Origin of the sequence: Streptomyces malaysiensis subsp. samsunensis (genome assembly GCF_024519315.1) — a bacterium.
GTDB lineage: Bacteria > Actinomycetota > Actinomycetes > Streptomycetales > Streptomycetaceae > Streptomyces > Streptomyces malaysiensis.
The window spans coordinates 319126-330768 of record NZ_JANIIC010000003.1; the positions used below are offsets into that span (position 1 = coordinate 319126).

11 protein-coding genes and 2 pseudogenes are annotated in these 11643 nt (G+C 72.3%); 6 read left to right on the forward strand and 7 right to left on the reverse strand.

Annotation, left to right across the window (positions count from 1 at the left end; all coding sequences use genetic code 11):
- Positions 1–166 precede the first annotated feature (166 nt).
- Both NQU54_RS04380 and NQU54_RS04385 read left to right on the forward strand, forming a co-directional pair.
- On the forward strand, positions 167–1132 hold the full coding sequence (locus NQU54_RS04380) for a zinc-dependent alcohol dehydrogenase family protein (protein WP_257629832.1): 966 nt from the start codon (positions 167–169) through the stop codon (positions 1130–1132).
- A gap of 84 nt (positions 1133–1216) precedes the next feature.
- On the forward strand, positions 1217–2038 hold the full coding sequence (locus NQU54_RS04385) for a maleylpyruvate isomerase family mycothiol-dependent enzyme (protein WP_257629833.1): 822 nt from the start codon (positions 1217–1219) through the stop codon (positions 2036–2038).
- A gap of 76 nt (positions 2039–2114) precedes the next feature.
- Here NQU54_RS04385 and NQU54_RS04390 read toward each other — a convergent pair whose 3' ends face one another.
- Positions 2115–2807 carry a ribonuclease H family protein gene (locus NQU54_RS04390; RefSeq protein ID WP_257629834.1) on the reverse strand — a complete coding sequence of 231 codons (693 nt, stop codon included), beginning with the start codon at positions 2805–2807 and terminating at the stop codon, positions 2115–2117.
- Between the two features lie 226 nt (positions 2808–3033).
- Here NQU54_RS04390 and NQU54_RS04395 point away from each other — a divergent pair, with 226 nt between their 5' ends.
- Both NQU54_RS04395 and NQU54_RS04400 read left to right on the forward strand, forming a co-directional pair.
- A complete protein-coding gene (locus tag NQU54_RS04395; protein ID WP_257629835.1) occupies positions 3034–3861 on the forward strand; it encodes an endonuclease I family protein in 828 nt (275 codons plus the stop codon).
- Positions 3862–4014: 153 nt separating this feature from the next.
- Positions 4015–4755, forward strand: coding sequence for a type 1 glutamine amidotransferase domain-containing protein (locus NQU54_RS04400; protein WP_257629836.1), 741 nt, complete (start codon positions 4015–4017; stop codon positions 4753–4755).
- Positions 4756–4776: 21 nt separating this feature from the next.
- Here NQU54_RS04400 and NQU54_RS04405 read toward each other — a convergent pair whose 3' ends face one another.
- From NQU54_RS04405 to NQU54_RS04415, 3 genes and pseudogenes are all read right to left on the reverse strand, one after another.
- Positions 4777–5466, reverse strand: a complete 690-nt coding sequence (locus NQU54_RS04405) for a M20/M25/M40 family metallo-hydrolase (RefSeq protein ID WP_257629837.1) — start codon at positions 5464–5466, stop codon at positions 4777–4779.
- Positions 5467–5501: 35 nt separating this feature from the next.
- Positions 5502–6227: pseudogene (locus tag NQU54_RS49115) on the reverse strand (M28 family peptidase); the annotation flags it as partial.
- Complete coding sequence (locus NQU54_RS04415) at positions 6124–7245, reverse strand: diaminopropionate ammonia-lyase (protein WP_257629838.1); 1122 nt, start codon at positions 7243–7245, stop codon at positions 6124–6126. The pseudogene NQU54_RS49115 and the gene NQU54_RS04415, both read right to left, overlap by 104 nt.
- Positions 7246–7425: 180 nt before the next feature.
- Between NQU54_RS04415 and NQU54_RS04420 the strand changes: the two are divergent.
- Positions 7426–8111, forward strand: a pseudogene (locus tag NQU54_RS04420) (LysR substrate-binding domain-containing protein).
- A gap of 145 nt (positions 8112–8256) precedes the next feature.
- Here NQU54_RS04420 and NQU54_RS04425 read toward each other — a convergent pair.
- The 3 genes from NQU54_RS04425 to NQU54_RS04435 form a co-directional block, all read right to left on the reverse strand.
- On the reverse strand, positions 8257–8493 hold the full coding sequence (locus NQU54_RS04425; RefSeq protein WP_069862306.1) for a hypothetical protein: 237 nt from the start codon (positions 8491–8493) through the stop codon (positions 8257–8259).
- Between the two features lie 124 nt (positions 8494–8617).
- The gene (locus tag NQU54_RS04430) at positions 8618–8917 is read right to left on the reverse strand and encodes a hypothetical protein (protein ID WP_257629839.1); all 300 of its coding nucleotides are present in this window, start codon (positions 8915–8917) and stop codon (positions 8618–8620) included.
- 352 nt (positions 8918–9269) lie between these two features.
- On the reverse strand, positions 9270–9698 hold the full coding sequence (locus tag NQU54_RS04435; RefSeq protein ID WP_093706247.1) for a VOC family protein: 429 nt from the start codon (positions 9696–9698) through the stop codon (positions 9270–9272).
- 452 nt (positions 9699–10150) lie between these two features.
- Here NQU54_RS04435 and NQU54_RS04440 point away from each other — a divergent pair.
- Positions 10151–11643, forward strand: a 1493-nt coding sequence (locus tag NQU54_RS04440; RefSeq protein WP_257629840.1) for a DNA-3-methyladenine glycosylase 2 family protein, incomplete at its 3' end; no start/stop codon positions are given.

Here is an 11643-nt window from a genome sequence, read left to right on the forward strand (position 1 = left end):
CTCTCACTTTAGCTAACCGGACGGGGGCGTCCGTTAATGTCCGAACGCATGGAAGCTCCCTGCTTCCCCGAGTGCGGGCCGGTCCCGATCGGTCCCGGATCCAGGAGACGTCGGTCCCGGATCCAGGAGACGTCGGTCCCGGATCCAGGAGACGAAGGAGACGACGTTGAAGGCAGTCACGATCCGGACGTTCGGAGGTCCCGAAGGTCTGGCCGTCATCGACGTTCCTGTCCCGGCCCCCGCCGCCGGGCAGGTGCTGATCAGGAACGAGGCGATCGGCGTCGGCGGCGTCGACGCCGTGATCCGGCGCGGCACTCTCGCCACGTATGGCTTCGAGGAGGGCCATATCCCCGGCAGCGAGGTGGCGGGCACCGTGACCGCGGTCGGCGACGGCGTCGACACGTCCTGGGTCGGCCGGCGGGTGTGGGCGTTCACCGGTGTGGGCGGCGGCTACGTCGAATACGCGATCGCCGCGGTCGAGGAGGTCTTCCCCCTCCCCGCGGACCTCTCCGCCGTCGACGCGGTGACGCTGGGCAGCTCCGGAATGGTGGCGCACTTCGGTCTCGCCCATGCCCACTTCGCTCCGGGTGAATCGGTACTGGTGCGTGGCGCGGGCGGCAGCCTCGGGATCATGACGGTCCAGCTCGCGGCTCACGGTGGCGCCGGCGCGGTGGCGGTCACGACGTCGTCTGCCGAGCGTGGCGATCGGCTGCGCAAGCTGGGCGCCACCCATGTGCTGGACCGCTCAGGCGAGGGAGGCGGCGCGGACGCTCCCGCGGGCTATGACGTCATCATCGACATCATCGCCGGTGCGGACATGCCCTCCTTCTTCGCCAAGCTCAACCCGAACGGCCGCATGGTGGCCGTCGGCGCGGTCGGCGGCCAGCCACCGGCGGACTTCGGCATGGCGATGATGGCGGCGTTCCAGAAGTCGATGTCGTTCGCCACCTTCAGCGCCGCCACCGTGTCCGAGCCCGATCGACGTGCCGTACGGACCGGGCAGTTCGATGCCGCGAGCCGCGGCGAGCTGCGCACGGTGGTGCATGAGCTGCTGCCGCTGGAGCAAGCCGCGCTGGCGCACCGGAAGATGGACGCGGGCGAGGTGTTCGGCAGGATCGTGCTCACACCGTAGCCCGCGCTCCGCTCCCGGTGGCCACGGGGCCGTGACACTGTACGTACCCCGGGGCTGCGCCCCGGCTCGGCGTAGGGAGAGCGGATGGAATCCGTGAGCGGGCAGGGCGACGGCGGCACATGGCCCATGGGCCTGGACGAGGCGATACGCGGCACCGCGGCCGACATCGCCACAACGCTGCGCGGCGCGCCCGACACCGGCGCTGCGGTGCCCGGTTCGCTGTGGACGGTCGGGCAGGCGGCGGCGCATCTGGCACAGGCGAATGAGCTGATGGCGCAGCTCGCGGACGGGAAAGCACGCCGCCACGGGGACGGTACGCCGCGGGGGCTGGCCGAGGCGAACCAGCTCGCGCTCGCCGCGTTCGCCGAGCGCCGGGCCGAACCGCTGGCCGCCATGATCGTGGAGCAGGCCGACGCCTTCCTCCGGTCGGCGGCCCGGCCCGCGTCACACGGCGAACCGGTCACGCCGATGGGCCCGATGAGCCTGGACGTACTGGGCTCGTATCTGCTGACCCATATGCTCGGCCACGGCTATGACCTCGCCCGTGCGCTGGGCCGCCCACACATGCTCGACCGGGCCCGGGTCGAGCTGACCCTGCCCTTCCTGATCACGGCCATGCCACGGGTGGTGGACACCGCGGCCACCGCCGGGCTCACCGCCCGCTACACCATCCGTCTCAGGGGTGGCGCCGGATTCGGCGCCACCTTCACCAACGGTGCGGTGACCGTCACACCGCATCCGCCGAGCCGCCCGGACTGCACCATCCTCACCGAGCCCGTCGCCTTCCTGCTGATGGCGCTGGGCCGCCTCGGCCCGTGGGGCGCGGCCGCCAGGGGCGGCGTCCTCGCCTGGGGCCGCAAGCCGTGGCTGGCCCCGCGCTTCCCCACGCTCTTCAGCCCGCCCTGACCGGCCCCGCGCGGTCCGGATCGGATCGGACCGGGACCGGACCGCCGGGCGGGGTGCCACGGGGTTGCCCCGCCGCTCAGGTGGCGCAGGCCGGATGGCCCCATCCGTCCGGGTTCTTGCTGATCGTGTCGCCCTTGGCGTAGGAGGTGCCGCAGCGGCACCGCCCGGGGAACTTCGCCTTGATGGATCCCTTGGCGCGGGTGCCGCTCCCCCGCTGTGCGGCCGTCGTGCGCGGGCGCGCCGTTCCACCGCGGCCCGCTGAGCGCGTCGCCGACTGGGCCTCGGGCGGTGGCAGTGCGGAGCCGAGCGAGGTGCCCGCGGGCTGCTGGGTACGGGCCGTGTGGCTGGCCGCCCCGTCGGCTGCCGCGTTGAACGGATCGCCGTCGATCTGGTGTGCCGGAACGTAGACGAACTCCACCGCGCGGCCGTCCAGGAGCTCGTCGATACGCATCACCAGCTCACGGTTGGCCTCCGGCGATCCCGAGGCGGTCTTCCACCCCTTCCTCCGCCACCCGGGCAGCCAGGTGGTGACCGCCTTCATCGCGTACTGGGAGTCCATGCGCACCTGCAACGGCATGGCCGCGTCGGTGGACTCCAACAGCTCGCGCAGCGCGGTCAGTTCGGCCACGTTGTTGGTCGCGGTGCCCAGTGGCCCGGCCTCCCAGCGCTCCACCGCGCCATCGGTGCTTGCGATGACCCATGCCCAGGCCGCGGGCCCGGGGTTTCCCTTCGATGCCCCGTCACACGCGGCGATGATCTGTTCAGCCATACGCCGATACTGCCAGTACTCCTCATCCGGCACGGCGGCGACCTGGTCGACCGGGGCTTCCCCTGGCCATGACATGTTCATTGAATCCGCGCGGAAAGGGCACACCGCGTACACATGTTCGGGCGTCGCACATGGGAATCTCCCAGAGCTTGTGTCATGAACATCCGTACTCGCGGCGCCGGTTGGCGGTCCGGGTACTCGTCTAGGAGAGGACACCCCCCACATCATGTCCACTCATCACAAGCGCCGGTTCCGGCGCCTTTCCCTGCTGGCCATAGTGGCCGCGGCCGGTGTGGCCGCCCCTTCGGTCGCCGCCGCCGACACACCGGCCACCGCGGACACCACCCGGCCCACGGCCGTGCAGGCGCCCGACGACTACTACCAGGACGCGACGGGCAAGAGCGGCCCGGAGCTGAAGGCGGCGCTGCACACGATCATCAGTGAGCAGACCAAGCTGTCCTACGACGAGGTCTGGGACGCGCTGAAGTCCACGGATGAGGACCCGGACAACCCGTCGAACGTCATCCTCCTCTACACCGGCCGCTCCCAGTCCAAGGACGCCAACGGCGGCAACCCCGACCAATGGAACCGCGAGCACGTCTGGGCGAAGTCGCACGGCGACTTCGGCACGGCCAGCGGCCCCGGCACCGACCTGCACCATCTGCGCCCCGCCAATGTCACGGTGAACAGCGTCCGCGGCAACAAGGACTTCGACAACGGCGGCCAGGAAGTGCCCGACGCCCCCGGCAACCGCACCGACGACGACTCCTTCGAACCCCGTGACCAGGTCAAGGGCGATGTGGCCCGGATGATCCTGTACATGGCCGTCCGCTACGACGGAGACGACGGCTTCGCCGACCTCGAGCCCAACGACGAAGTCGACAACGGCTCCGCGCCCCACATCGGCCGTCTGTCCGTGCTGAAGCAGTGGAGCGACGAGGACCCGCCGGACGCCTTCGAGAAGAACCGCAACGACGTCATCTACAACAGCTTCCAGCACAACAGGAACCCGTTCATCGACCACCCCGAATGGGTCGACTCCATCTGGAAGTAGTCCGCGGACCCACCACGCCCCCGCCCCGGCACACGGCGGCCACGCATATGCCGGGGCGGGGGCGCCGGTCCCGGTGGCCGCCATGCCACCCGGCCGCGGGCGGCCATGCCGCCTGGCTCCGGGCGGCCGTGGCAGCTGTGGTAGGCAGTCCCCGTGCCTATTCTTGTGCCCCTGCCCGACCGGGACTTCGATGTCACCGAAGTGGCCGTGCCCTGGAAGTTACTGACCGACCTCGGCCACGAGGTGGTGTTCGCCACCGAACACGGCGATGGCCCACCGGCCGCCGATCCGCTGCTGATCACCGGTGTGCTCTTCGGGCAACTCGGCGCCGAGCCCGAACCCAAGGAGTTCTACCAGCAGCTCACCGAGGACACCGCCTTCCGCCACCCCGTCGCCTGGGCGGACCTCCGGCCCGACACGTACGACGGGCTGATCCTGCCCGGCGGCCACGCCCCGGGGATGCGCCAGTACCTCGGCTCCGAGCTGCTGCGCGAGAGGATCGCGGAATTCTGGCGGCTGGACCGCCCGGTCGGCGCCATCTGCCACGGCGTCCTCCCCCTGGCCCGCACCCACGACCCGGCCACCGGCCGCAGCCTGCTCGCCGACCGGCGCACCACCTGTCTGCCCGCGTACATGGAGCGGTCCGCCTACTACCTCACGGCCTGGCGCCGCGGCCGCTACTACCGCACCTATCCGGCCTATGTACAGGACGAGGTCGTCGCCGCCCTGGACGACCCCGCCCAGTTCGAACGCGGCCCCGTCGAGCTGCGGCGCCGTGGCACGGCCACCGACGACACGCCCGCCTTCGTCGTCCAGGACGGCAGATATCTGTCCGCCCGCTGGCCCGGCGACGCCTATCTCTTCGCGCGGCGCTTCGCCGCGCTGCTCACCTGACCGGTCTGCCCATCAGGCCGGTCAGGACGATCCTTGGGTGGCCAGCCGGAGCAGGGCGGTCGCGAGGACGTCGACGCCGTGGGCGCACGCTTCGGGGGTGGAGTACTCACGGGGGTTGTGGCTGATGCCGTCGTACTCACCGCGTACGAAGACCATGGCTGTGGGGCAGAGCGCGGCGATCTCCTGGGCGTCGTGTCCGGCGCCGGAGAGCAGGGCGATGTGCTCCAGGCCGTGGTCGTCCGCGGCCTGGGCGATGACCTTCTGCACACACTCGTCGAAGGGGACGTACGCGGTCCTGGCCATGCGCCGGATGGCGACGGTGAGCCCCGGGCTGTCGTCCTCCAGGGTGCGCGGGTAGGCCGCGAGGTCCCGCTCGGCGCGGGCCATCCGGGCGTCGTCGGAGTTGCGCAGGTCGACGGTGAGCTCGGCACGGGCCGGGACGATGTTGGTCAGGTCGGGGTGCACGGTCACATGGCCGACGGTGGCGCGCAGTTCGCCGTACGCGCCCGAGTCGACCATGGACCGTAGCCGGACGGTGATCCGGGCGGCGGCGAGCCCTGCGTCGGCGCGCAGCCGGGTCGGGGTGGTGCCGGCGTGGGCGGCGCGGCCGTGGATGGTGATCTCCTGCCAGGAGATGCCCTGTACGCCGGTGACGACACCGACCTCGACACCGCTCTCGGCGAGGACGGGACACCCTGTTCGATGTGGCATTCGACGTAGGCGTGCGGCGGGTCGAGGCGGACATCGGCGGGGCCGTGGAAGCCGGTGCGGGCCAGTTCGCCGCCGAGGGTGCGGCCGTCGCGATCGGTCAGGGCGTGGGCGTACTCCAGGGAGAGGCGCCCGGCGGCCACCGCGCTGCCGAGCATATCGATGCCGAAGCGGACGCCTTCCTCCTCCGTGAAGACACCGATCTCGATGGGGCGGCGGGTGCTGACGCCCCGTTCATCGAGCGTCCGTACCACTTCGATGCCGCCCAGGACCCCGAGACAGCCGTCGAAGGCACCGGCGGTGGCCACGCTGTCGATATGCGATCCGGTCAGTACGGGGGCCGCCGTGGGGTCGGTGCCTTCGCGGCGGCCGTAGATGTTGCCCATCCGGTCGATCCGGACGGTCAGACCGGCCTGTTCCATCCAGGCCATGACCCGGCGCCGCCCGGCGGCGTCGGCGTCGGCGTCGGTGAGGGCCTGCCGGTTCACCCCGCGCAGACCGGTGGGCTCGTCGTCGTACGCGCCGATCTCGGCGAGGTCCATCAGCGACTGCCACAGCCGGTGGCCGTTGACGGTGATCGTGTCGGGGGCGGGACCGGTCATGCGCTGTCTTCCGGAAGTGGTCGGATGCGATGGGATGGGGCGGCCACGGCGGATGGGGTCAGCTGTCCGCGGTGGTGGCCGCGGGGTTGGCGGCGCTGCCCTCCGTGCTGAGCAGCACCACGGTTGAGGCGGGGCCGAGGCCGAGGACGGCACGGCGCTCATCGGCGCCGTCGCCGGTGAGCGCGGCGCGCAGCCCGGCGAGCGGGGCGGCGCCGCACGGGCCGCTGGAGACGCCGAGACGGGCGAGGTCACCGGCCGCGCGGGCGCTCGCGGCGTCGGGGATGGCGATGGCCGCGTCCAGGCCGTCGCGCAGATGGGGCCAGGCGATGCTGGAGGGGGTGCCGCAGTTCAGTCCGGCCATGATGGTCTCGCCGGTGGTGACGCTGACCGGTGCGCCAAGCAAGAGGCTCTCGATGAGGCAGGGGGCGGCCGTGGGTTCCACGGACAGCAGCGCGGCGGGCGGCCCGGCCGGGCGGCTGCGGTAGTGGGTGACGACGGCGTGGGCCAGCGAGCCCACGCCCACCGGGATGGTGATGAGGTCGGGTGTCCCGGCCCCGGCGGCCGCGAGTTGCTCGTCGATTTCGGCGCAGAGGGTGGAGTAGCCCTCGACGATCCAGCCCGGAATCCGCTCATAGCCGGGCCAGGCGGTGTCCTGGACCAGGAGCGCGTCCGGTGCGGCGGCCGCCTCCGCCGCCCGGCGCACCGCCTCGTCGTACGCGCCCATGACCTGGGAGACGTCCGCGCCCTCGGCCGCGATGGCCGCCACCGCCTCCGGATGGACACCCCGTGGGACGAGGACCCGGGCGCGGTGGCCGAGCAGACGTGCCGTCCGGGCCACGGCCCGGCCGTGGTTGCCGTCGGTGGCGCTCACCAGGGTGACCGGCGTGGCGAGGTCGCCGTCCGCCGCCCGTGCGGCGAGGGCTCGGTGCACGGCCCAGGACGCGCCCAGGGCCTTGAAGGCGGGCAGGCCAAGACGGCACGACTCGTCCTTGACGAAGACTCTCCCGACCCCCAACTCAGCTGCCAATAGCGGGAGTTCGGTCAGTGGGGTGGGGTCGTGGCCGGGCAGGGAGGCGTGGAATTCCCGTACCTCGGTGGGGGCGGGGGCGCAGGTCCAGGACCGGGCTGCGGGCCGTGCGAACCACGGGGGCGGGGCGGTGGAGGAAACGTTCTCGGGCACACGGCCAGCGTGCGGCCCGCGTCTCCCATCGGTCCAGCGAATGTTTCTCATCTATGTTCATCGGCGTACCCGACGAATGGCTTACGGCGAGGCCGGGCCCGCCGCCACGCTTCGCGGCTCCGCGCGACATTCGCCGCCAGGGGGACGTTCGCCACCGAGGGGAGAGAGGAGCAGCCTGCCGTGTTCGACCTGCACCGGCTCCGTCCGCTGCGTGAACTCAAGCACCGCGGTACGCTCGCGGCCGTCGCCACCGCCCTCTCCTACAGTCCCTCGTCCGTCTCCCAGCAACTGTCCCAGCTGGAGGCGGAGGTCGGTGTCCGGCTGCTGGAGCCGGTGGGCCGGCGGGTGCGGCTCACCGAGCAGGCGGAGATCCTCGTCGCCCACACCGAGGCGGTGCTGGAGCGCCTGGAACACGCCGAGGCGGACATCGCCATCTCCCTGACCGATCTGCCCGGCACCCTGCGCGTCGCCTCGTTCCAGACGGCCCGACGACGTCGCTGCGGGCGCTCGCCGGCCGTCCCTGGGCCATGGAGCCCGAGGGCACGGCCGCCCGCCACTGGGCCATGACCCTGTGCCGGAACGCCGGTTTCGAGCCCGACGTGCGGTTCGAGACCACGGACCTCCTGATCCATCTCCGCCTCGTCGAGCGGGGCCACGCCGCCGCCCTGCTCCCCGGCCTCGTATGGAACGGGGAGCCTCCGACCGTCGCCCTGCGGCGGCTTCCCCGCGGTCGGCGCACCCGCCGCGTCTTCACCGCGGTACGCCGAGGCCGCAGCCGCCACCCGGCGATCACGGCCTGCCGCCACGCTCTGCGGCAAGCGGCCGCGGACGTGGCCACTTTGACCGAGGCACGAGCCGACGTGTGACCCCACGTACTGGCCACCGTATGGGCCGGTGGGTGAATCGCCACGCGCCCGCCCACACCGGGCGGGACACCGCCCGCCATGACGACATCGGCCCCGACCGCGAACGGTCGGGGCCGACGATGCGTGTCCTCGGGCTCAGCCGTCCTCAGTCGTCGACGCACTTGGGGTACTTCGAGCCCCGGTTGCAGTCGTGGTAGTCGTACTTGCTGACCCGGAACTTCTTCTCCGCGCCGCCCTTGGCCGGATCGACGACCAGGTAGAACTTCTTCCCGTCCTTGACCTTGTCGCTGACTGTCCCATCAGGGCCCCGGTCGAAGTCTTGCGCGCACCCGGCGAGTGCGAGGGCTGAACATGCCAGGAGGGCAAGGGCAAGGCGACGCATGTCGTGCTCCGATCAACGTGTGGATTGCGAGACAGTCTAGGGAGCATCGGATCATGGTCGGGCCAGGGGTTGAACCTGCCCGACAGCGGGCGGCGGGACCGGCTTCCGGGCGGATTCCGAGCGGTCAACCGCCGCGCCGGGCTCGCCCCAGCGCCCGGTGCAGCACCTCTTCGGCGAAGGCGGGCAGCCGTGCGTCGGCGGCTGGGCCAACGCCGTGCAGGTCCATGTCGAGGACGACGTCGTCCTGGCGGACCAGCACCTGGCCACCGGTTCCGAAGCGCCACCAGACCGCCTCCTGACCGAGGTCGAGCGACGATCTGCGGCCCCCGCCGTGTTCTTCCCCGATGGTGTCGGCGGTGCGGAACACCTTCACGGCCTCCTGGACGGCGCTCTGGGCCGGCTCCGCCCGCCCGACGGTGACCACCAGGTCGATTCTGGGACGGATCGGGTACCGGGGTGGTTGCCGGTGCGCCCGGCAGGAGCGGGGCCAGCCGGTCCTGGAGGGTGCGGTGCCGGAAGGACAGCACACCACCGCGGCGGCGGCACGGCGGGGTTGACCGGGCGTCGGCCGTCGTTGAAGTGGATGCCGCCATAGATGGTGTGCGCCTGGATCACCGTGTGCGCGGTGCCCGAGAACTCGTTGCCCGCCATCGGCTCGCCCTCCATGCGCTCCCCCTCACGCATTCCCCGGCACATGGTGGCGCAGCGGCCGCGGGGGTGTACAGCCCGGTGGGGCGCCCTTTCGGGCACCCCACCGGTGGCCGGTGCCCCGGTGTCTAGGGGCGGATATAGGGCCGGGTGATGATCTCCATGTTGTGGCCGCCGGGATCGTCGAAGTAGGCGCCACGGCCGCCGAAGAGACGGTTGATACGGCCGGGGTCGGTGTGGCCGGGGTCGGCGTAGTAGGTGACGCCGACCGCCTCCAGGCGGGCGATCATCGCGTCGAACCGCTCCTCGGGCACGAGGAACGCGTAGTGCTGCGGCTGTATGGGCTCGTCGCGCTTCTCGTAGTAGTCGAGCGTCACGCCGTTGCCGAGGTCGACGGGCAGGAACGGGCCGAACGGGGCTCCGACCTCCACCCCCAGGATCACGGCGATGAACTCTGCGGACAGTTGGCGGTCGGGGGCGTAGACGGCGGTGTGATTCAGCTGGACGACGGTGGTCGAGGTCTCGGAGCCGTGCTCGGGCCGCGTTTGTCGTGACATCTGTGGTGGTGTCTCCGCATCGTGGAATCCGCTGGAACAGGCGCCACGCAGGGGCGCCAGGAGGAAGGACACGGAGGAAGGGGCGGGTCTCTGGCCCGCCTCGGGCTCACGCCGAGGCCGGGCGCCTCACTCGTGTGTGGCCCATGGCCGACCCGGCAGTCACCTCACCGACTCTAGCAGCGCCCCACGCCCGGTCCGAGGGGCGGTCGGCAGTGGCTCGGGCCATGCCCACGACCGCTGAAGAGCCGCCTCGGACGGCCACGCCGCCGCTCAACTAGCGCGGTCCGCCCGGCAGATCGGCGGACGTCGGTGAATGTGCCGGCGCGCTCATGACGGACGAGACCGCACCGGAGCGACCCGCGCACGCCTCTCCCCCACACCACAGCGCCATGAGCGCCATGTCCGATTTCCGCCAGCACGCCGCCCCTCCTCTGGCGCACAGTGGAGGTGTGATGAGCGACGACAGCAGGTACGAGGCGGTGTGCAGCCGCGACGCGCGTTTCGACGGAGAGTTCTTCTTCGCCGTCGCCACGACCGGGATCTACTGCCGACCGAGCTGCCCCGCGACCACACCACGGCGCAAGAACGTCCGGTTCTTCCCGACCTCGGCCGCCGCGCAGGGCGCGGGGTTCCGGGCCTGTCGCCGCTGCCGGCCGGACGCCGTGCCCGGCTCCGCCGACTGGAACGCGCGGGCGGACGCCGTCGGCCGCGCCATGCGGATGATCGGGGACGGCGTGGTGGACCGGGAGGGGGTGTCCGGGCTCGCGGCGCGGCTCGGCTACAGCGCCCGGCAGGTGCAGCGCCAGCTGACCGCCGAGCTCGGCGCCGGGCCGGTGGCGCTCGCCCGCGCCCAGCGCGCCCACACCGCGCGGATCCTGCTACAGACCACCGCCCTGCGGGCCTCGGAGATCGCGTTCGCGGCCGGGTTCTCCAGCGTCCGGCAGTTCAATGACACCCTGCGCGAGATCTACGCCGCCACCCCCACCGAACTGCGCGCCGCCCGCCCGGAGAAGTCCTCCCGGCCCGGGTCCGCGGGGACGGCCGGCGGGGTGCTGGGGACCGATGGCGGGACGGCCGGGGTGCCGCTGCGGCTCGCCTACCGCGGTCCGTACGACACCACACAGGTCTTCGACTATCTCGCCCGGCGTGCCCTCGCCGGGGTGGAGGAGATGGTGGGCACCGCGGGCGCCCGGACCTACCGCCGCACCCTGCGGCTGCCGCACGCCTGCGCCATCGTCGAGATCGACGAACGGCCCGGCGACGGCTGGCTGGAGTGCCGGCTGCGCCTGACCGAGCTGCGCGATCTGACCACCGCCATCCAGCGGATCCGGCGCCTGTTCGACCTGGACGCCGATCCGTACGCGGTCGCCGAGCGCCTCGGCGCCGACGCCGCGCTCGCGCCCCTGGTGGACGCGCGGCCGGGGCTGCGTTCCCCGGGCACCGCCGACCCCCATGAACTCGCCGTCCGCGCGGTGCTCGGCCAGCAGGTCTCGGTGGCCGCCGGACGCGTACTGGGCGATGCGCTGGTCGCCGCGTACGGGAAGCCCCTGGAGCGGCCCGACGGCGGGCTCACCCATCTCTTCCCGGGCGCGGAGGACCTGGCGGGGGCGCCGTTCGAGGAGCTCGGCATGCCGGAGAGCCGGCGCGGCACGCTGCGCGCGCTCGCCGCCGCGCTCGCGCACGGCACGGTGCGGCTGGACGCGGGCGCCGACCGCGACCGGGCCGAGAAGGAGCTCCTGGGGCTGCGTGGTATCGGCCCCTGGACGGCCGGTTACATCCGGATGCGGGCGCTGAGCGACCCCGATGTGCTGCTGGAGTCGGATGTCGCCGTACGGGCCGGGGCCCGCGGCGCGGGGGCGTATCTGGAGGACTCCGAGGGCTGGCGGCCCTGGCGTTCATACGCCATGCACCACCTCTGGAACGCCCCGCGGCCCCGGCCCGCGTA

What these genes read in the sequence shown, in the direction of transcription:
- NQU54_RS04390 (WP_257629834.1), bottom strand. Translation starts at nt 2,807, where the DNA reads ATGGCTGAACAGATCATCGCCGCGTGTGACGGGGCATCGAAGGGAAAC.
- NQU54_RS04395 (WP_257629835.1), top strand. Translation starts at nt 3,034, where the DNA reads ATGTCCACTCATCACAAGCGCCGGTTCCGGCGCCTTTCCCTGCTGGCC.
- NQU54_RS04425 (WP_069862306.1), bottom strand. Translation starts at nt 8,493, where the DNA reads ATGCGTCGCCTTGCCCTTGCCCTCCTGGCATGTTCAGCCCTCGCACTC.
- NQU54_RS04405 (WP_257629837.1), bottom strand. Translation starts at nt 5,466, where the DNA reads ATGCCACATCGAACAGGGTGTCCCGTCCTCGCCGAGAGCGGTGTCGAG.
- NQU54_RS04435 (WP_093706247.1), bottom strand. Translation starts at nt 9,698, where the DNA reads ATGTCACGACAAACGCGGCCCGAGCACGGCTCCGAGACCTCGACCACC.
- NQU54_RS04385 (WP_257629833.1), top strand. Translation starts at nt 1,217, where the DNA reads ATGGAATCCGTGAGCGGGCAGGGCGACGGCGGCACATGGCCCATGGGC.